The organism is Rhodoferax sp. (genome assembly GCF_023701345.1).
GTDB lineage: Bacteria > Pseudomonadota > Gammaproteobacteria > Burkholderiales > Burkholderiaceae_C > Rhodoferax.
Genome location: NZ_JAMPXE010000061.1, coordinates 1 through 19,683, shown reverse-complemented (window position 1 = coordinate 19,683; position 19,683 = coordinate 1). Strand labels below are relative to the sequence as shown.

Annotated in this window: 21 protein-coding genes; 9 read left to right on the top strand and 12 right to left on the bottom strand. The window is 61.9% G+C overall.

The features are described 5' to 3' along the window. Positions 1-305: 305 nt before the first annotated feature. Together cysK and NDI87_RS09880 are read left to right on the top strand one after the other, a co-directional pair. Positions 306-1,223: a cysteine synthase A gene (gene cysK / locus NDI87_RS09885; protein WP_296275043.1), complete on the top strand. Its 918-nt coding sequence runs from the start codon at positions 306-308 to the stop codon at positions 1,221-1,223. Positions 1,224-1,436: 213 nt separating this feature from the next. Further along, positions 1,437-3,176, top strand: coding sequence for an FAD-dependent protein (locus tag NDI87_RS09880; protein ID WP_296275042.1), 1,740 nt, complete (start codon positions 1,437-1,439; stop codon positions 3,174-3,176). A 115-nt stretch (positions 3,177-3,291) separates the two neighbouring features. Here the strand turns inward: NDI87_RS09880 and htpX are convergent, their stop codons facing one another. The 5 genes from htpX to NDI87_RS09855 all read right to left on the bottom strand — a co-directional run bounded on the left by htpX (position 3,292) and on the right by NDI87_RS09855 (position 7,377). Further along, positions 3,292-4,167: a protease HtpX gene (htpX, locus tag NDI87_RS09875; RefSeq protein ID WP_296275041.1), complete on the bottom strand. Its 876-nt coding sequence runs from the start codon at positions 4,165-4,167 to the stop codon at positions 3,292-3,294. Positions 4,168-4,430: 263 nt separating this feature from the next. Then, on the bottom strand, positions 4,431-5,567 hold the full coding sequence (locus NDI87_RS09870) for an aminotransferase class V-fold PLP-dependent enzyme (protein ID WP_296275040.1): 1,137 nt from the start codon (positions 5,565-5,567) through the stop codon (positions 4,431-4,433). A gap of 76 nt (positions 5,568-5,643) precedes the next feature. Further along, positions 5,644-6,171, bottom strand: coding sequence for a TA system VapC family ribonuclease toxin (locus NDI87_RS09865; RefSeq protein ID WP_296275039.1), 528 nt, complete (start codon positions 6,169-6,171; stop codon positions 5,644-5,646). Further along, positions 6,164-6,406 carry a hypothetical protein gene (locus NDI87_RS09860; RefSeq protein ID WP_296275038.1) on the bottom strand — a complete coding sequence of 81 codons (243 nt, stop codon included), beginning with the start codon at positions 6,404-6,406 and terminating at the stop codon, positions 6,164-6,166. Before NDI87_RS09860 ends, NDI87_RS09865 begins: the two co-directional genes overlap by 8 nt. A 62-nt stretch (positions 6,407-6,468) precedes the next feature. Beyond that, complete coding sequence (locus NDI87_RS09855) at positions 6,469-7,377, bottom strand: LysR substrate-binding domain-containing protein (RefSeq protein ID WP_296275037.1); 909 nt, start codon at positions 7,375-7,377, stop codon at positions 6,469-6,471. 162 nt (positions 7,378-7,539) lie between these two features. Here NDI87_RS09855 and NDI87_RS09850 point away from each other — a divergent pair, with 162 nt between their 5' ends. Together NDI87_RS09850 and NDI87_RS09845 are read left to right on the top strand one after the other, a co-directional pair. After that, positions 7,540-8,733 (top strand): acyl-CoA dehydrogenase, encoded by a 1,194-nt coding sequence (locus NDI87_RS09850; RefSeq protein WP_296275036.1) that lies wholly within the window; start codon positions 7,540-7,542, stop codon positions 8,731-8,733. Positions 8,734-9,067: 334 nt separating this feature from the next. After that, positions 9,068-10,318 carry a CaiB/BaiF CoA-transferase family protein gene (locus tag NDI87_RS09845; RefSeq protein ID WP_296275035.1) on the top strand — a complete coding sequence of 417 codons (1,251 nt, stop codon included), beginning with the start codon at positions 9,068-9,070 and terminating at the stop codon, positions 10,316-10,318. 40 nt (positions 10,319-10,358) lie between these two features. Here NDI87_RS09845 and NDI87_RS09840 read toward each other — a convergent pair whose 3' ends face one another. Genes NDI87_RS09840 through NDI87_RS09830 form a run of 3 tightly spaced genes read right to left on the bottom strand, consistent with a single transcriptional unit; the run spans position 10,359 to position 12,380 of the window. Beyond that, positions 10,359-10,859, bottom strand: coding sequence for a hypothetical protein (locus NDI87_RS09840; protein WP_296275034.1), 501 nt, complete (start codon positions 10,857-10,859; stop codon positions 10,359-10,361). A 1-nt stretch (position 10,860) separates the two neighbouring features. Continuing rightward, positions 10,861-11,556, bottom strand: coding sequence for a phospholipase (locus NDI87_RS09835; RefSeq protein WP_296275033.1), 696 nt, complete (start codon positions 11,554-11,556; stop codon positions 10,861-10,863). Beyond that, a complete protein-coding gene (locus NDI87_RS09830; RefSeq protein ID WP_296275032.1) occupies positions 11,553-12,380 on the bottom strand; it encodes a class III extradiol ring-cleavage dioxygenase in 828 nt (275 codons plus the stop codon). The genes NDI87_RS09835 and NDI87_RS09830 overlap by 4 nt, the downstream gene beginning before the upstream one ends. Positions 12,381-12,562: 182 nt before the next feature. Here NDI87_RS09830 and NDI87_RS09825 point away from each other — a divergent pair, with 182 nt between their 5' ends. The 3 genes from NDI87_RS09825 to NDI87_RS09815 are packed head-to-tail and all read left to right on the top strand — an operon-like array spanning position 12,563 to position 14,372. Next, positions 12,563-13,138, top strand: coding sequence for a cytochrome b (locus NDI87_RS09825; protein WP_296275031.1), 576 nt, complete (start codon positions 12,563-12,565; stop codon positions 13,136-13,138). Between the two features lie 29 nt (positions 13,139-13,167). Further along, a complete protein-coding gene (locus NDI87_RS09820) occupies positions 13,168-13,740 on the top strand; it encodes a YceI family protein (RefSeq protein ID WP_296275030.1) in 573 nt (190 codons plus the stop codon). Positions 13,741-13,799: 59 nt separating this feature from the next. Continuing rightward, positions 13,800-14,372: a YceI family protein gene (locus NDI87_RS09815; RefSeq protein ID WP_296275029.1), complete on the top strand. Its 573-nt coding sequence runs from the start codon at positions 13,800-13,802 to the stop codon at positions 14,370-14,372. Here NDI87_RS09815 and hemG read toward each other — a convergent pair. The 4 genes from hemG to NDI87_RS09795 form a co-directional block, all read right to left on the bottom strand. Next, a complete protein-coding gene (hemG, locus tag NDI87_RS09810; protein ID WP_296275028.1) occupies positions 14,362-14,910 on the bottom strand; it encodes a menaquinone-dependent protoporphyrinogen IX dehydrogenase in 549 nt (182 codons plus the stop codon). The two genes, NDI87_RS09815 and hemG, sit on opposite strands and share 11 nt — an antisense overlap. 26 nt (positions 14,911-14,936) lie before the next feature. Beyond that, positions 14,937-16,283, bottom strand: a complete 1,347-nt coding sequence (locus tag NDI87_RS09805) for an HD-GYP domain-containing protein (RefSeq protein WP_296275027.1) — start codon at positions 16,281-16,283, stop codon at positions 14,937-14,939. A 46-nt stretch (positions 16,284-16,329) separates the two neighbouring features. Next, entirely contained in the window at positions 16,330-16,842 is a 513-nt protein-coding gene (locus NDI87_RS09800; protein WP_296275026.1) for a flavin reductase family protein, read from the bottom strand. Positions 16,843-17,067: 225 nt separating this feature from the next. Further along, positions 17,068-18,402 (bottom strand): chloride channel protein, encoded by a 1,335-nt coding sequence (locus NDI87_RS09795; RefSeq protein WP_296275025.1) that lies wholly within the window; start codon positions 18,400-18,402, stop codon positions 17,068-17,070. A gap of 157 nt (positions 18,403-18,559) precedes the next feature. On the opposite strand from NDI87_RS09795, the gene NDI87_RS09790 reads away from it, so the two are divergent. Beyond that, positions 18,560-19,315, top strand: a complete 756-nt coding sequence (locus NDI87_RS09790) for a dihydrodipicolinate reductase C-terminal domain-containing protein (protein ID WP_296275024.1) — start codon at positions 18,560-18,562, stop codon at positions 19,313-19,315. Between the two features lie 73 nt (positions 19,316-19,388). Next, positions 19,389-19,643: a MarR family winged helix-turn-helix transcriptional regulator gene (locus tag NDI87_RS09785; RefSeq protein WP_296275023.1), complete on the top strand. Its 255-nt coding sequence runs from the start codon at positions 19,389-19,391 to the stop codon at positions 19,641-19,643. The last annotated feature ends 40 nt before the right edge of the window (positions 19,644-19,683 follow it).

Below are 19,683 nucleotides of genomic sequence, written 5' to 3'. Positions count from 1 at the left end.
GATTTGGAAAACATCTTTTGCCAGATCAAGCCCAATTGTTGTAACCTTCATGGTGGACGCTCCTTCTCGTTGACGTGGGTTGTTAGACACACCCCACACTTTGGCACATCGATGCCGGTTAGAGACGGGGGCGTCCATCCCATTGAGCGAAGCGCGGCAATCCATGACTTCCGAACTGCATGGACTGCCACGCTTCGCTCGCAGTGACGAAAACTCTGCTTACTGCCCGGGCTTCTAAGCTTATGCCGAAAACAATCGATCAAGTAGTTCAAAATGACTGCTCCATCACTTTGAGGAGACCCCGCATGAAAGCCGACAACGTCCTGCAAACCATTGGCAACACGCCCCACATCCGCATCAACCGCCTGTTTGGCGACACGCACCAGGTGTGGGTAAAGTCCGAGCGCAGCAACCCCGGCGGCTCCATCAAGGACCGCATCGCCCTGTCCATGGTCGAAGCCGCGGAAGCTTCTGACGCGCTCAAACCCGGCGCCACCATCATCGAGCCCACCTCGGGCAACACCGGTGTCGGTCTGGCGCTGGTGGCGGCGGTCAAGGGCTACAAGCTGATTCTGGTGATGCCCGACAGCATGAGCGTTGAGCGGCGACGGCTGATGCTGGCCTATGGCGCTTCGTTTGACCTGACCCCGCGTGAAAAAGGCATGAAAGGTGCGATCGCGCGGGCCGAAGAATTGATTGCCGCCACCCCCGGCAGCTGGATGCCGCAACAATTTGAGAACCCGGCCAATATCGACGCGCATGTGCACACCACTGCGCAAGAGATTCTGACCGACTTTCCCGCTGGCCTTGACGTGCTGATTACCGGCGTCGGTACCGGCGGCCACATCACCGGCGTGGCCCAGGTGCTGAAGGCCAAGTGGCCCCGTCTGAAAGTGTTTGCGGTCGAGCCCGTGCTCTCGCCAGTGATCTCGGGCGGCGCGCCCAGCCCGCACCCGATCCAGGGCATTGGTGCCGGCTTCATCCCGAAAAACCTGCACACCGACCTGCTCGACGGCGTGATCCAGGTCGATGCCGAACCGGCCCGCGAATACGCCCGCCGCAGCGCCCGCGAAGAAGGCCTGTTGGTGGGTATTTCCAGCGGCGCCACGCTGGCCGCCATAGCGCAAAAACTGCCCGAGTTGCCCGCTGGCGCCACGGTGCTGGGCTTCAACTACGACTCCGGCGAGCGTTACCTGTCGGTCGAAGGCTTTTTGCCGAGCTGATGACTGATTTGGCAACCCCTGTCCATGGATACCGCATATGGACCTTGAACCCTGTGGGGCGGACTTTAGTCCGCCATGGTCGAATAAATTCGACCCCACAACAAACCAAAACTCGGTGTTCATGGAAAGGAGCGCGGCGACGTTACTTCCTGCACCACTCTTCTAAAATGCGCGGCTTCTGCTTGATAAACACAAGCCCAACCGGCACGCACAATGATCCGACTCTCCGAACTCAAGCTCGCGCTTGACCACACGCCCGAACACCTCAACGCGCTGATCCTGCAAATACTGGCGCTCCAGCCAGTCGACCTGGCCGAATGGCACATTTTCAAACGCAGTTTTGATGCCCGCAAGGCGCAGGTGCGGGTGGTTTACATCGTTGACGTCACGCTGGCCAAGCCTGAGCAGGAAGCCGCTTTACTGAAGCAACACGCTGGCAACCCGCACATCGTTCCCACCCCCGACATGGCGTACCGGCTGCTGGCGCAGGCCCCGTTGAACTTGGCGCTGCGCCCGGTGGTGGTGGGTTTTGGCCCCTGCGGCATTTTTGCCGCGCTGATGCTGGCGCAGATGGGCTTCAAGCCAATCGTGCTGGAGCGCGGCAAAAAGGTGCGCGAGCGCACCCAGGACACCTGGGGCCTGTGGCGCAAACATGTGCTCAACCCGGAAAGCAATGTGCAGTTTGGCGAAGGCGGCGCCGGCACGTTTTCCGACGGCAAGCTGTGGAGCCAGATCAAGGACCCGCGCCATCTGGGGCGCAAGGTGATGGAAGAATTCGTCAAGGCCGGCGCGCCGCCCGAGATTCTGGTGGAGTCGCACCCGCACATTGGCACCTTCAAACTGGTCAAGGTGGTGGAAAACCTGCGCGCCCAAATCATCGCGCTGGGTGGCGAAATCCGCTTTGAGCAGCGCGTGACCGACGTGCTGGTGGAAGACGGCGCCCATGGCCGCGAGTTGCGCGCCCTCACCGTGCTCGACCAGTCCAGCGGCCAAAGTTACGAGATGCGCGCCGACCAGGTGGTGATGGCGCTGGGCCACAGCTCGCGCGACACCTTTGCCATGCTGCACGAGCGTGGCGTCACCATCGACGCCAAACCGTTCTCGGTGGGGTTTCGCATCGAGCACCCGCAAAGCGTGATCGACCGTGCCCGCTGGGGCCGCCACGCCGGCCACCCGAGCCTGGGTGCGGCCGACTACAAGCTGGTGCACCACGCCAGCAATGGCCGCGCGGTGTACAGCTTTTGCATGTGCCCGGGCGGCACCGTGGTGGCTGCCACCAGCGAGCCCGGCCGTGTGGTGACCAATGGCATGAGCCAGTATTCGCGCAACGAGCGCAACGCCAACGCCGGCATGGTGGTGGGCATCGAGCCCGCCGACTTCGACCAGGACGAAGCGGCCTTTGTGCAGGCTTTTGGCGCTGCGGCGGGCCAGCGTTATGCCGAAGAAACCGAGCGCATCAAAGCTACCCACCCGGGCGCCACGCACCCACTGGCGGGCATCAACCTGCAGCGCCGGCTCGAATCGGGCGCCTACGTGCTTGGCGGCAGCAACTACGAGGCGCCGGGGCAGCTGGTGGCCGACTTCATTGCGGGCCAGGCATCGACCAGCTTTGGCTCGGTGCTGCCGTCCTACCAGCCGGGTGTCAAACTAGGCGACCTGCACCCCGCCCTGCCGCACTACGCCATTGCCGCGCTGCGCGAGGCGCTGCCGGCCTTTGGCCAGAAGATCAAGGGCTTTGACATGCCCGATGCCGTGCTGACCGGCGTGGAAACCCGCACCTCGTCACCGCTGCGCATGCCGCGCGGGGATGATTTTCAGAGTGTCAACACGCGTGGCCTGTACCCGGCCGGTGAAGGCGCGGGTTACGCCGGCGGGATTTTGTCAGCCGGGGTGGACGGCATCAAGGTGGCCGAGGCGCTGGCGATGAACCTGTTGTCATTGGGGACCGTCTGAAGCGGGACCGATACCGCACACGGACCATTGACCGTCATCGCGAGCGAAGCGTGGCGATCCACGTACTCAGAAGTGATGGATTGCTTCACTGCGTTCGCAATGACGATCCAAGCGATCAGCCTTGTGCGTTTTGCAGTGCGGTAATGCGGTCTTCGATCGGTGGGTGGCTTGAGAACAACTTGCCGATGCCACCGGTGATACCAAAGGCGGCGACGCTTTTGGGCAATTCACCGGACGGCAAACCGCCCAAACGGGCCAGCGCGTTGATCATGGGCTGGCGCCGTCCCATCAATTGGGCGGCACCGGCGTCGGCGCGGAACTCGCGGTGCCGGCTGAACCAGGCCACCACGATGGCGGCGGCAAAACCGAGCACGATGTCGAGCACGATGGTGGTCACCATGTAGCCGATGCCGGGGCCGGAGTTTTGGCTGTCGCCCTTGCGCAAAAAGCTGTCCACAGCATAACCAATCACCCGGCTCAGGAACACCACAAAGGTGTTCATCACGCCCTGGATCAGCGTCATGGTGACCATGTCGCCATTGGCGACGTGGGCGATTTCATGGCCGATGACAGCCTCGATTTCCTCGTGCGTCATGCCCTGCAACAAACCGGTGCTGACCGCCACCAGCGCCGAATTCTTGAAGGCTCCGGTGGCAAAGGCGTTGGGCGCTCCGTCGAAAATGCCCACTTCGGGCATGCCGATACCGGCCTTGTCGGCCAGCTTGCGCACCGTCTCGACAATCCAGGCCTCATCCACATTGGCCGGCTGGTTGATGATGCGCACGCCCGCGGTCCACTTGGCCATGGGTTTGCTGATCAGCAGCGAAATGATGGCGCCGCCAAAACCCATGATCAGCGCAAAGCCCAGCAAGGCGCCCAGGTCCAGCCCGTTGGCCGTGAGGTAACGGTTCACGCCCAGCAGGCTGGCCACCACGCCCAGCACCGCCACCACCATCACATTGGTCAGAACAAACAACAGAATGCGTTTCATGTTTTCCTTTTTCACTCGATCAAACGGAATCCCCGTTCAAGGCAGTGAATGGTAGTGGCGAAGCCCTGAAAATCAAGTAGGAGTGAGCTTAATTCCCCCACATCTGGTGCCCATTTGACGCGCATCTTGACGTCAAAAAACCTCGTCATTGCGAACGTAGTGAAGCAATCCATGACCCCAAGCTGCATGGATTGCCACGTCGCTACGCGACTCGCAATGACGTTTGTCTTTCATCATTTGAGGCGACTTCAATGTCAGTCAGTTCAGGCCGTGATGCCCATGGCATCCAGTGCCGCCGCGAGATGCGCCACGCTGCGGTCCGCGTTGTGCAGTTTTTCCAGGCCGAACAGGCCGACGCGGAAGGTCGAGAAATCAGCCGGCTCGTCGCACTGCAAGGGCACGCCAGCAGCGGTTTGCAGGCCGAGCGCCAAAAACTTTTTGCTGTTTTGAATGTCTGCATCCGTGGTGTAGCTCACCACCACACCGGGGGCCTTGAAACCCTCGGCGGCCACACTCTTGATGCCGCGGCTCTCAAACAGGGCACGCACCCTGGCGCCCAGCGCCGCCTGCTCGGCCTTGACCTTGTCAAACCCGTAGCCACGGGTTTCCTGCATGACCTCGCGCAGGCGCGTCAGCGCATCGGTCGGCAGGGTGGCGTGGTAGGCGTGACCGCCCTTTTCATAAGCCTCCATGATCTGCAGCCACTTCTTCAAGTCGCAGGCAAAGCTGGTGCTGCTGGTGGCGTCGATGGCGGCGCGGGCGCGGCTGCTCAACATCACCATGGCGCAGCAGGGCGAGCCGCTCCAGCCTTTTTGCGGCGCGCTCACCAGCACATCGACGCCGGTGGCTTGCATATCGACCCACATGGCGCCCGAGGCAATGCAGTCGAGCACAAAGAGGCCGCCCACTTCATGCACCGCATCCGCCACGGTTGTCAAATAGTCGTCTGGCAGCATCATGCCGGCGGCGGTTTCCACATGCGGGGCAAACACCATATCGGGTTTGTTGGCGCGGATGCTGGCGACCACCTCGTCAACCGGGCAGGGAATCCACGGTGCCTGCGGGCCTTCGCCGACGCGGCGCGCCTTGAGCACGGTGGATTCACTGGGGATCTGCCCCATGTCAAAAATCTGCGTCCAGCGGTAGCTGAACCAGCCGTTGCGGATCACCAGGGTTTTCTTGCCGGTGGCAAACTGCCGCGCGACGGCCTCCATGCCAAAAGTGCCGCTGCCCGGCACCAGCACCGCCGAAGGGGCGTGGTACACCTCCTTGAGGATGCTGGAGATGTCTTTCATCACGCCCTGAAAGCGCTGCGACATGTGGTTGAGCGCGCGGTCGGTGTAAACCACCGAGAACTCAAGCAGGCCATCGGGGTCGATGTTGGGAAGAAGTCCGGGCATGAAAAACGCTCCTGTGTATGGGTTGTCAATGGCGTTTAGCTTAGCACGGGGATGAACCGTGAACACCCATGAAAACTTAGTGGCGCGGCAAGATCAAGGTGTGCGTTAACCCAAAGCGCTCAAAGTCGCGGTCAAACGTCACCAGCCGCAGGCCAGTGGATTGCGCCAGCGCCGCCAGATAGGTGTCTGTCCATAGCCGTGCGGGTGGCTGGGTGCGCTTGAGCAAGTTGCTGATTTCAAGCTCGCATGTCAAAGGGTCGGGTAGCAAGCCAATTTGTGGCATGGCCCGATAGCTTTGGTATAGATGCCAGGCGGCGGACAAATCGAGCGCACCGGCGCCCACCACCTTGGGTTGGCACAACAAGCGCACCAGACCCAACATGGTGGTGCGGCAAAACCAGGCGCGGGGTTGCGCGTTGGCTGCGGACGCTGCCACCACGCTCGCCCAGTAAGCGCGTGCGAAAGTGTGGTGCGGATGCTCTTGCACGGCCAGCGCCAGCCAGATATTGATGTCAGGCAGGTCGCCCGTGATGGAGGTTGGCAATGACCATGGCAGGCCCGGGGCTTCCTGCACGGACCAGGCGCTGGATGCAGGCTCACTCATCGGCCAAGGCGCTCAGGTTGGCGTTGCTCAAATGCTCTGCGCTCAAAACCATGGGGGCACCCAGGCTGATGCTGGGCAAGTCGGAGGCTGTTGGTAAGGGGGCGGTGCTGTTGCTGCTGTTTAAGCCGCGTTGCACCAGGTTCAGCACCAAATCGCGCAGGGTTGATCCCTCCAATGCCGCTTTGGCCTTGAGGTGGCGAAACAGGGGATCAGGTATATCAAGACTGGTACGCATAACTGCATTTTTATGCAAATGAAACAAATATGCAATAGTGGTTTAGCAGACGGGGATGCGGGTCAACGCGGTGCGCTTTGCACGCTTTGAACCAGCCAATCCAGGAAAATCTGCGTCGCCGCCGGGTTGTCCCGGCCATCGGGTCGCACCATGTAATAAGCGCGCTGATTGGCCAGGGGCCGCTCACACGCCACCACCAGCTCGCCGCGCGCCAGCTCGGAGTCGATCAGCAGGCGCGGCACCAGGGCCAGGCCCATGCCATGAACAGCGGCGGCCACCGTCATGGAGAACAGCTCAAAGCGCGCACCGGAAAGCGCCTGGGGCGCGGCCACGCCTTGCGCGTCAAACCATTGCCGCCACGCTTCGGGGCGGGTGCTTTGCTGCAGCAAGGGCAGCCCCACGAGCGCTTCTGGCAACAGCTTGTCCAGCCCTTGCAGCAGGCCGGGATGGCACACCGGCAGCACCACTTCGTCGAGCAATTTGGTGGCCCGGGTGCCGGCCCACTGGCCAACCTGCTCGGGCGTGCCGGCAAACAGCGCGCAATCGAACGGCGTGTCGGCAAACATGAAGGGACGGGTGCGCGTCTCGATGTGCACGGTGAGCTCGGGCTGCGCTCTTTTCAGCTCGGGCAAACGCGGGATCAGCCAGCGCGTGGCAAAGGTGGGCACGGCCGCCAGGTGCAGCACGCTGCCGCCACCCTGCGTGCTCATCACGTCAAGCGTGTCCTGCTCCAGCGCATTCAGGCGAATCGCCACCTGCGCAGCGTAATCACGTCCGCGCTCGGTCAGCGTGACCCCATGGCGCGTGCGCTTGAACAGCGCGACCCCGACAAAGTCCTCCAGCGCGGTGAGCTGGCGCGAGACCGCGCCCTGGGTCAGCGCCAGCTCTTGCGCGGCGCGGGTGTAGCTCTGGTGGCGCGCCGCAGCCTCGAAGCAGGCCAGCGCCTGGAGGGATGGGATTTTTCTGCGCATGATGTGCGTAATGTACATATAAACCGGCTAATCAAAGCGCTTTGAACCAATTTATTCGTTCAATATATAAGCTTTTCTCATATCAAAGTGAAAACAAGTCGTTTGCCAAGCTGCCTTGCCGGGCGCTAACATGCGGCATCTGAACACTCAATGGAGAACCCCATGGCCCACGCAAGCTTCAACTGGCAGGACCCCTTTTTGCTCGACAGTCAACTCAGCGACGACGAGCGCATGATCAAGGAGGCCGCTGCGTCCTACTGCCAGGACAAACTCCAGCCACGTGTGATCGAGGCTTTTCGCAAGGAGCAGACTGACCCCGCCATCTTTCGCGAGATGGGTGAGCTGGGCTTGCTCGGCCCCACCATTCCCGAAGCTTATGGCGGCCCCGGCCTGAACTACGTCGCCTACGGACTGATCGGCCGCGAGGTCGAGCGCGTGGACAGCGGCTACCGCTCGATGATGAGCGTGCAAAGCTCGCTGGTGATGGTGCCCATTTTTGAATTCGGCAACGAAGCCACCAAGCAAAAGTACCTGCCCAAGCTGGCCACCGGCGAATGGATCGGCTGCTTTGGCCTGACCGAACCCAACCACGGCTCGGACCCGGCCAGCATGCTGAGCCGCGCCGTCAAGGTGCCCGGCGGCTACAAACTGTCGGGCAGCAAGATGTGGATTTCCAACAGCCCGATTGCCGACGTGTTTGTGGTCTGGGCCAAAGAGGTGAGCGAGTCCGGCGCGGTCGGCCCGATTCGCGGCTTTGTGCTCGACAAGGGCGCCGCTGGCCTGAGCGCCCCCGCGATCCACGGCAAGGTCGGCCTGCGCGCCAGCATCACCGGCGAGATCGTCATGGACGGCGTGTTTTGCCCCGAAGAAAACGCCTTCCCCGAGGTGCAGGGCCTCAAGGGCCCGTTCACCTGCCTCAACAGCGCGCGCTACGGCATCGCCTGGGGCGCCTTGGGCGCGGCCGAAGACTGCTGGTTCCGCTCGCGCCAGTACGTGATGGACCGCCAGCAGTTCGGCCGCCCGCTGGCCGCCAATCAGCTGATTCAAAAGAAACTCGCCGACATGCAAACCGAAATCGCACTCGGCCTGCAAGGCTGCCTGCGCCTGGGCCGCATGAAGGACGAAGGCACGGCCTCGGTGGAAATCACCTCCATTCTGAAACGCAATTCCTGCGGCAAGGCGCTCGACATTGCCCGCCTGGCGCGCGACATGATGGGCGGCAACGGCATCAGCGACGAGTTTGGTGTGGCACGGCATCTGGTGAATCTGGAAGTGGTCAACACCTACGAAGGCACGCACGACATCCACGCGCTGATTCTGGGACGCGCGCAGACCGGGATTGCGGCGTTCAATTGATTGGGGTCAGATTCCAATTCATTTCGCTTTTTGTTTTTGTGCGGCGGCGGTATGCGGTGGACTGTGAGGGCAGCGGGCGGGGTATAGGGCTCCGCCTCATACGCGCTTCGCTTTGCGAAATCGGCGAATCCCTATACCCCGCCCACTGCTGTACACGCTCTGCTTTGCCAAGGTTCAAAACCAAGTCCATTCATGGTCGTCTCGCACGGCGGCCAATGCTGCAACACAGCCATGGTTTTCTCTTCGAAAACCACCACCGGTTCAGCCTTAGCCCGCACAGCCAGTGACCAGCACATCAACTTCATTGAATGAACCTTGTCTTCGAAAACAAAAAATGACAACAACACAAGCCGCCCTCGCCCACCTCAAAGTTCTCGACCTTTCCCGCGTGTTAGCCGGCCCCTGGTGCACCCAGATGCTGGCGGATTTGGGGGCCGACGTGATCAAGGTCGAGCGCCCCGGCGCGGGCGACGACACGCGCCACTGGGGGCCGCCGTTCCTGCAAGACGAACAAGGCAATGACACGGATCAGGCCACCTACTTCACGGCCTGCAACCGCAACAAGCGCGCCATCACGCTCGACATGGCACAAGCCGAGGGCCAGGCGCTGATCCTCAAAATGGCAGCGCAAAGTGACGTGCTGGTGGAGAATTTCAAGGTCGGCGGACTGAAGCAGTACGGGCTCGATTACGAGAGCCTCAAGGCGGTCAACCCGCGCCTGATTTACTGCTCGGTCACCGGTTTTGGCCAGGACGGACCCTACGCCGAGCGCGCCGGCTACGACCTGATGATCCAGGCCATGAGCGGCATGATGAGCATCACCGGCCACGCGGACGGCGAGCCCGGCGGCGGCCCGATGCGCATGGGTGTGGCGCTGGTCGACGTGCTGACCGGCATTTACGCCTGCAGCGCCATTCTGGCGGCGATAGAGGCGCGCCATCGCACCGGCGAGGGCCAGCACATCGACATGGCACTGCTCGACGTGGGCATGGCGGTGCTGGCCAATCAGGCGGCGGGCTTTTTGAACACCGGCAAGGTGCCGCAGCGCCAGGGCAATACCCACCCCAGCCTGGCGCCCTACCAGACCTTCGAGACCCTGGACGGCAGCATGCTGCTGGCGGTCGGCAACGACGGCCAGTTTGCGCGTTTTTGCGAGGCCGCCGGCCACCCCGAGTGGGCCAGGGATGGGCGTTTTGCCAGCAACACCCTGCGCGTCAGGCACCGTGATGTGCTGATTCCGATCCTGCAGGCGGTCACGCGCACGCGCAGCACCGCGCAATGGGTTGCGCTGCTCGAAGACAAGGCGGTGCCCTGCGGCCCGATCAACGACATCGGTCAGGCCTTTGACGACGCCCAGGTGCAGGCGCGCGGTTTAAGGGTGGATCAGACCGTCACCAGCAGCCAGCCAGCCGCAGGCACGGTGACAAGCATCGCGACGGTGGCCAGTCCGCTGCGCCTGACGGCGACGCCGCCGGTGCTGCGGCGCCCGCCGCCCAACTTGGGCGAACACACCGAGGAAGTGCTGGCTGAATTAGGGTTGGATGCCGCGCAAGTGGCAGGCTTGCGCCAGCGCGGCGTGATCTAAAACCGAATCCGAACGAGGCATCGGGGGTTCCCCCAAAGCCTCACGGGAGGGCGTCGGCCTCGAGCCGGATCGAATCAAATCTCAGATGGTGCATGCTCTCGCGCAGGATCAGCAGCGTGGCGGCGAACGCCGGATCGGCAGGAATGCCGGCGCTCGCTGCGGGTCGCCCCATCGACAGCGCGGCCAGCAGGTCAAACAGGCGCTCCACCTGGTCGAGTGAAAACACGTTGGCCACCCCGTCGGCCAGCCCTGCGCTGCGCCCGATCGCCTCAATGAACGCCGCAGGCGCGACGACCGTAGCCTGCGCCGCGGCGATGGCTGGCACGCGGCTGAGTTCGTCCTCGACCAGCATGATGGCGGCCTCCAGCTCACCCGGTGACGGTGGGCTGTGGCCAAAACAAGCCGCTGTGGTTCGGACGTAACCGATGGCCAGTGGCAGCCGTTGCGGGTCGGCAGCCGTGCCCGTCAGAACGACCGTCTGCTGTGCGCCAATGTGCAGCACCGGCTGAGCCGAATCGAGCCGACGCGCCTCATGCGTCATGTCATGCCGCCTTTAAGACACCGCTCAGCCACTGCAGAAAATCGGCCTGCATGGCCGCGCTGATGCCGTGGTCGATGGGATAGCGCCGGGAGCTGTGCGCCACCCCCAGTTGCGACAACAGCGCCTCCGAGCGCTGCGCCCACAGCACCGGCAACTTGCTGTCGAACTCGCCATGGCCGATAAAAGCCCGCAGCGCGGTCAGGCGTGCCGGCTCGGCCAGATGGGGTTCGAGTTCGGGCAGGATGCGCCCGGACAGGATGCCGAAACCGGCCACGCTTTCGGGCGCGGTCAAGGCCACGCTGGCGCTCAGGATGCCGCCCTGGCTGAAGCCGGCAATCACCGTCTGCTGCGGGGAAATGCCATGCGCCGCCTGCAGCTGCGCCACAAAATGGATCAGGGCCAGGCGGCTTTGCTCGGCTTCCTGCGCCTCGATGCGCGGGCCGCTGGCGGTAAATGCGACACGAAACCAGGCAAATTGGCCGGGGCCCAAGGTCAAGGGGCCGCGCGGCAACAGCACCAGGGTGTCGGGATCGATCCCTGCCGCGAGATCGCCCAGGTTGGACTCCGAACCACCGACGCCATGCAGCAACACCAGCAAGGCCTTGGGTTGGGCCGGTTGCGGCTGCCTGATGCGGAACGCCAGGGCAAAGTCAGCGCTTTGCTGCAACGACGACAGTGTGTTCTGTAAGGCGCTCATGCTGCCACCTCTAGTACCGGGCTTGCCGCGTTGTCCAAACCCCAGACATAAGACTCCATCGACAGCACGCCGTAGGTGATGTCGCCGGCAATGACCTGCGCGGCTTCGTCCTCGTGGCTGGCCCCCAGCGCCACCAGCAAGGGCAAAAAGTGCTCTTGCGTGGGATGGGCGCGCTCGGCATGCGGTGCCAGGCGGCGGTAGTCCACCAGCGCCGCCACATCGACGCGGCGCACGGCCTGACGGATCCAGTGGGCGAACTCGACCGCGTAATCGACGGCAGGCGCAGCGGGGCGCTGCAGCTCGTAGAGGTTGTGCGTCAGGCTGCCGGAGCCCACGATCAGCACACCTTGGTCGCGCAGCGGCGCCAGGGCACGGCCCAGTGCCAGCGCCCCGGCAGTATCCAGCTGGTGTGGCATGGAGACCTGGAACACCGGCACATTGGCTTGCGGCAACAGGTGGAACAGCGGAACCCAGGCGCCATGGTCGAGACCACGATGCGCCTCCGCTGTGACGGGCCAGCCCGCCTGTGTCAACAACTGCAGCGCCTCCAGGGCCAGCTCGGGCTGACCCGGCGCCGGGTACTGCAGCGCATACAGCGCGGCCGGGAAACCGCCAAAGTCGTGAACGGTTTCAGGGACCGGCGTCGTCAGCACCTGCAGTTCACGGGTTTGCCAGTGCGGCGACACCACCAGCACCGCCTTGACGCCTGTGAGCTGCGGCCCCATGGCACGCAGATTGGCGCCCAGCTGCCCGGGCTCCAGGGCAAACGTGGGGGCACCATGCGAGATAAAAAAAACGGGCGCGCGCTGCAGGCTTGTGTTCATGGCAATTTCCAGAAGGTTTGGCGGTGTATTGAACCCAAGTATGCAATGAGTCAGGATTTAATCATTCAAATAAATCGAATTACAACATCAACCAGATTGAATCAATTTGGATTAACGGGCCCATAAACTTCTTCTCATCGCAGCAGGATAAGCCCTGTCCACCCCATTTCCGGAGAAGCATTTTGACCACAGCCCTGCCTGACTACGCCGCGCAGCCCAAGCGCTACAGCACGGTAGCCGTCGTGTTGCACTGGCTGCTGGCGCTGGTGATCGCGGCCATATTTGGGGTCGGGCTGTACATGACCGATCTGCCTTTTTCACCGCAGCGACTGAAGCTCTACAACTGGCACAAATGGGCGGGCGTCACATTTTTGGCGCTGACGGTGTTGCGCATGTTGTGGCGCGTCACACACCGGCCACCGGCACTTCCCATCACTGTCACCAGGAACATGCCGGACTGGCAAACCCGGGCCTACCATGCCACGCACCATGTGATGTACCTGCTGTTTTTTGCCGTGCCGCTGGTCGGCTGGGCCTACAGCTCGGCGGCCGGCTTCCCGATTGTCTGGTTTGGCCAGCTGCCGTTGCCCGATTTGCTGCCCGTCAACAAGGAACTGGCTGAACTCATCAAGCCTTTGCACAAGTTGCTGGCGCTGGCGCTGGTGGCGCTGGCCGGCATGCACATTGCCGCCGCACTCAAGCACCATCTGGTGGACCGTGACGGACTGCTGTCACGCATGTTGCCCGCCAGTTCCTGAATCCATCGCCTATCAAGGAGTCCAATACCATGAATTTTTTTGCCCTCATTCCCGCCCTCCTGACCGTGGCATTCAGCGCTGCAGCCATGCCCGCTGCGGCCCAGCAAAAGCTGCTTCCCGCGCAGAGCAGCATCGCTTTCGAAATCAAGCAAATGGGAGTGCCGGTGCAAGGACATTTCAAAAAATTTGATGCCCAGATCAGCTTCGACGCGGCCAAACTGGCAACCAGCAAGGTTACTTTCACCGTGGACATCGCCAGCGCCACACTGGGCGCGCCGGAAATGGATGTTGAACTGCCCAAAGCCACCTGGTTCAACACCGCCAAATTCCCGCAAGCCCAATTCACATCCTCCGCCTTCAAGGCGCTGGGTGCTGGCAAGTACGAAGTGGCGGGCAAGCTCGCCATCAAGGGCCAAAGCCACGATGTAACGGTGCCGCTGGCCATGTCGCAAAACGGCGCCACCACCACGGCAAGCGGTGTGCTGCCGATCAAACGGCTGGCGTTCAGGATCGGCGAAGGCGACTGGGCCGACACCTCGATGGTGGCCGATGACGTGCAGGTCAGGTTCAAGCTGTTGCTCAGCGGCATGGGCAAGTTATAAGCCACCCGTCATTCTTTGTTGTTCATTCCTTTTCCCTTAACCTTCCTCTGGAGTTTTTCATGCGTTTTTCCCTCATTTCAGCCGCTGCCCTGACCCTGCTCGCGGTAACTTCTCAAGCCCAGGCAGCCAACTACGCCATCGACCCGGCCCACACCTACGTGACGTTTGAGATCGACCACTTTGGCACCACAACCAACCGCGGCCGTTTTGACAAAAAAGAAGGCAAAGTTGAATTTGACCGCGCCGCCAAGACCGGCAAGGTCGAGATCGCCATTGACACCAAGTCGATCAACACCGGCTTTGGCGCCTTCAACGAGCACCTGCAAAGCGCCGAGCTGCTGGACGCCGCCAAGTTTCCCAAGATGACCTTTGTCTCTACCAAATTCAACTTCACCGGCGACAAGCTGGCCGACGTCAGCGGCAATCTGACCCTGCTCGGCAAGACCCAGCCGGTCACGCTCAAGGCCACCAAATTCAACTGCTACGACAACCCGATGCTCAAGCGCGAAGTGTGCGGCGGCGAGTTCGAGGCCAACATCGACCGCACCCAATTTGGCGTGGCCTACGGCATTGACTGGGGTTTCCCGAAGAACGTGCGCCTGCTGATCCAGGTCGAAGCCGTCAAGCAGTAATCTCGCACACCTGGCGCCCAAAAACCTCCACCTTGGCCCAGTCGGTGAACTCCACCACCGCCTTGGGGTCGGTGGGGCCCTGGGTGATCAGCATGATCAGCCGGATCATCTGGCGATCAACAAAACCATACCTGGGGTAATCCAGCTTGCCCGCGAACACCCCCGTCAGGCGTGGTTGCCAACGGATGCTCTTGAGAAACTTGCGGCAATAGGGATTGGTTTCAGGGGTGTTTTTGTTGGGCTTGCGCGCCACGATATTGACCGAAAAGAAGGCGCTGGGCCGGCTCTCCAGCAGCGCCTGGTGCCGGGCAATGAACTCGGCCACCAGCGGCTGGTGGTGACCATAACGGATACTGGCGCCGATCACAATGCGCTCAAAGCTGTTCAAGTCCAGCGCCCCGGCGTCAGCCAGCAAGACCAGTGTCACCTGCCGCCCCAAACCCTCCATGACCTGCTTCAGCCGTTCGCAAATCCGCCTGGTGTGACCGTCGGTGGTGGCATAGGTGATCAAAATGTGTTCAGTTGCGGAGTCTGTCATGGCGTGCCTCAAGTGACGTATCGGATTTACTGGGGAAAAAGCTCAGGACTCTGGCGGATGACGCGCTTCAAACTGGCAAAACAATCCGCGTCAATGGCGGTACCCACGGTGTCCGCCATGATGGCCAGGGTTTTGTCCAGCGGCACAGCGCCGCGGTACGGCCGTTCGGCGGTGATGGCATCAAAAATGTCGGCCGTGGTAATGATGCGCGTTTCCAGCGCAATGTCTGCACCTGCCATGCCTTTGGGATAGCCCTTGCCATCCAGGCGCTCATGGTGCGCTGCAGACACAACAGCCAGCTCGTCAAAAATGCGCACCCGGCTCAAAATGGCTTCGGTGTAGCTGGCGTGACGCTGCACCGCGCGCCATTCGGCGGCGTCGAGCTTTCCCGGTTTGTCCAAAATGCAATTGCTCACCCCCAATTTGCCCACATCATGCAGGAGCGCGCCGCGCTTGAGCCAACGTCTGCGCGCTTCGGGCACGTTCATCGCCTCACCCAGCAGTGCGGTGTACAGGCCGACACGCGCGCTGTGCCCTGCCGTGAACGGGCTTTTGGCATCCACCACCTGACCAAAGGCTTCGGTGATGTCGTCCAGATAATCTTCGTCCACGCGCACTTCGTGGCCACCCGGCTCCAGCGCGTACACAGCCGGCTCCAGGCCGGGCGAATCCAGCATCTCCCAAAACGCGGCGCCATGACTCAGCGCCACAAAAGCGTCGACCAGTGACGGGTCAAACCAGCTGCCCCGGCGCGCCTGCACTTCGGCCACCGCGGTGGCCCGGCCAGTGGCGGCGTTGTGCACGTCAATAACTTGGGCCAGCAAGGCGATACGCGCGTTGATGGGAATGGCCGACCCGGCCAGTTGCTCGGGCCGGCCCTGCCCATTCCAGTGCTCATCGAGCGCATGGATACCCTGTGCCACACTTTCCGGAAAACGCAACTGACGCGCAATATCGGCGCCCCGCGTGCAGCGGGTCTGGATCAGCTCCTGGGCAATGTCATTGCCGTTTTTCAAAATCCCACCGAGCGACTTGAGCCGGTCCATCAGCCCCGCCGCCGGGCCGGTGTGGCGCAGCACAAAACGCAGCACCTGCGGCAGGCTGCCATCCACCCACTTGAAATCGCGCTTGAAAGTCAGGTCATCGCTGGCGTAGAGTTCACATATACGCGCCGCATTGCTGGAGCATCCCAGGTCTTTGAGCAGCAGCGTGTAGTACAGGGTCCACAGCGCGCCATTGTCCAGGCCGAGCTTGGCGCCAATGTGCATGCCGATCCAGCAGCAACGCACACAGTGGCCTTCGGGCTGGCCTTCGGTGATGTCCAGCGCATGGCTTAAAGCGCCCATCAGTTCTGCGAGTTTCAGGTTTTGCACAAGCCCATCCTGTCAATCGGTACCTTGACGCGCTGCGCCAGGCGCATTACAGCGGATGCTCGGTATAGAACCGGCCACCGTGGTAAAGCAGCGGCGAAATGCCGGTGCGGTGTGCGCAATGCTCGACCTCGCCGACAAAAATCACGTGGTCGCCTTCGGTGTAACGGCTGCGGTTGAAACATTCAAAGGTCGCCACGGCACCGGCCAGCAAGGGCGCGCCGCTGGCACCCTCGACGAATTCCACATCGGCAAAGCGGTCCAACCCGCGCGTGGCAAAACGCAGCGCCAGCCCCTGCTGGTCAGCGGCCAGGATATTGATGGCGTAATGCGAACCTTGGCGAAAAGCCTCCATCGATGTCGCCGCTTGCGACAGGCTCCACAACACCAAGGGCGGCGTGAGCGACACCGAGTTGAAGGAATTGGCGGTCAGGCCCACCAGGTGACCATCGGGCGCGCGCGCCGTGACGATGGTGACCCCGGTGGCAAACATGCCCAGGGCAGTGCGAAATTCGGTACTGGAAAATAGCGGGGGACGGGCGTTTGTGCCTTGGGATTTCAAAAACATCCTGCGCAATTTAACCGATAACGCATCCACGTAGTGCGGCAGTGGGCAATTACGACTTCAGACAGCGTTGCTGCGCTCATTGCCATGCGGCCGTGAAGGTCGAGGGTATTCCCCTAAACACGAATGCATTTGTTCAAATAAAATAATTGGGCAGTTCTTGAGAGCTTATTTGGCAATCAACATTGCAAGCGAGTTTGGAGCCCTTCGGGGCTCCTTTTTTTAGGTTTGCTCGCTTCTGGGCAGGCGCTGCAACTGCAATTGCGCCAGCGCGCTGTACAGCGGCACACTCAGCAGGCGCGACACGCCGCTGGCCACCACCGCCGCGGCCATCAGGCTCAGCACCAGTTCATGGCCCGCCACCATCTCCATCACGATGATGAACGAGGTCAGCGGCGCTTGTGTCACGGCCGCCAGAAAACCCACCATGCCCAGCGCAATCAGGGTCGGCGCGTTGGCATAGCCAATGAACTGCGCCACGTCGTTGCCCAAGGCGCCGCCAATGGACAATGCAGGCGCAAAGATACCGCCGGGCACACCGGCCCAGGCCGTGATCCAGGTCGCCATGAACTTCAGCAACACATAGAACGGCGAGGTTTCGTCGTTGCCTTCCAGCATGGCGCGGCTGTGGGCGTAACCGGTGCCAAAGGTGTTGCCCTGGCTGACCAGCCCGATGACGGCAATGGTCAGCCCGCAGGCAGCGGCAAACGCCACTGGACTGCGTTTGCGCCAGCGGCTGAAGCGGTCGCCTGATTCGCCCCGGATCGACACCAGCAGCACCCGTGCAAAGAGCCCACCGGCCAAGCCACTGAGCACCGCCACGGCCAGACCCGGCAATAGCAGCGCCATGCTCAGGTTTTGCACCCGGATCACCCCAAAGTAGGTCGAGTTGCCGTAGATCGACACCGCCATCAGGCCGCTCAGCACAATGGCCGCCAACAGCAAGCCGCTGGAGCGTTGCTCGGGCTTGCGCGACAGCTCTTCAATGGCAAACATGACACCGCCCAGCGGGGTATTGAAGGCCGCCGCAATACCGGCGGCACCGCCCGCCATCATCAGGCCGTGCTCGGACACCTGCGATTTGTCGGGCAGCCAGCGCCGCGCATGGTGCATGACCCCGGCGGCAATCTGCACCGACGGGCCTTCACGCCCGAGTGACAGCCCCGCCAGCAGGCCCCAGGTGGCCAGCGCCATTTTGGCGAAGCTGAGTTTGAGCGAGACAAACAGGCTGCGGTTGACCGGCGACACACTGCCGTCCAGTGCCGCCATCACCTGCGGTATGCCCGAGCCCGCGCTGCCCATGGCATAGCGGCGCATGACCCAGACAATGGCCGCGGTGCACAGGGGCGTCCACAGCAGCGGCGACCACCAATAAAGCCGCTGCACATGCTCAAACGCGCCAAACGCCAGCTCGGTCATCCAGGTGAAAGCCACCACCGTCAGCCCGGCCAACGCGGCAAAGACCATCACCAGAACACGCCCGGTCCAGGCGCGCCAGTCAATCACCTCTTTGTGAATGGCATGCAGGATTTCGTCGCGGTTGACATCTGAATTCATGGTCTTCATGGGGCTGGATGGCAAGCGTTGGAGAAGGGAAGTCAGGACAGATTGTGTGGGCAAAATACATTGCGACAAACGTATTTAAGCATAATGCCCCCAAGTGGCACACCGTGTTGGACGGGTGCCACAGTCAACTACAAGGAGGAGGAGCATCATGATCAAAGTCGGATTGGTGGGTTTTGGCAAAGCAGGGCAAGCGGTGGCACAGGTGCTGCAGGAGGACCCGCGTTATGAATTGTGCTGGATTGCACGCCGCTCTGCTGCCAGCACGGCGCCAACGCCCCCCGGGATTGACGTGCCTTTGGTGGCCCTGGCCACGCCCGATGACTGGGGCCAGTGGCTCGACAGCCACCCGGTGGACGCACTGGTGGATTTTTCCCGCCCCGAAAGCCTGCACCTCTATGGCGAACAGCTACGTCGCCGTGGGCTCATGCTGGTCAGCGCGATCTCCGCCTACAGCGACGCCGACCTCGACTATGCGCACACCCTGGCCAGGGAGGCACGCGTGCTGTGCTCGCCCAACATCACCGTGGGCATCAACTTCCTGATCTTGGCGGCACGCCTGTTGCGCAAGATCGCGCCGTTTGCCGACGTGGAAATTGTCGAACAACACTTTCGGGAAAAGCCCGAAGTTTCCGGCACGGCACGCAAAATTGCGCAGACGATCGACGTCGACGAGGATCACATCACCTCGCTGCGGCTGGGCGGCATCGTCGGCCACCATGAGGTGATTTTTGGCTTCCCGTACCAGACCGTGCGCCTCATTCACAACTCGATCGAACGCCGCGCCTTTGGCACCGGGGCCGCTTTTGCGCTGGCCGAACTGGCCCGTTGTGAGAATGGCTTTTACACCTTCGACGACTTGCTGATGCGGATGGTGAGAAAAGAATTGCTGAGCAAGCAGCCCTGACTCAAATTTTGAGCGCGCATCATCACGTTCGGCCCTATGATTCCGGGCTAATGCTTTAGCCCCAAGAATTTTTATGCCGCGCACCAACGCACAAGACAGCAAGTCAGCCCAATCCAGCCAGGTTTTGCGCCGCTTTCGGGTGGTTTTCAACGCCATCCGCAGCCATTTCAAGCAAATTGAAAAACAGGTCGGTTTGGGCGGGGCACAGGTCTGGGCACTGAGCGTGATTCGCGACCAGCCAGGCATTGGCATGGGTGAACTGGCCAAATGCATGGATGTGCACCAGTCCACCGCCAGCAATTTGGTGCGGGCCTTGCACCAAAAATAACTGATCCGCATGGACAAGAACGCCCAGGACAAACGCCATG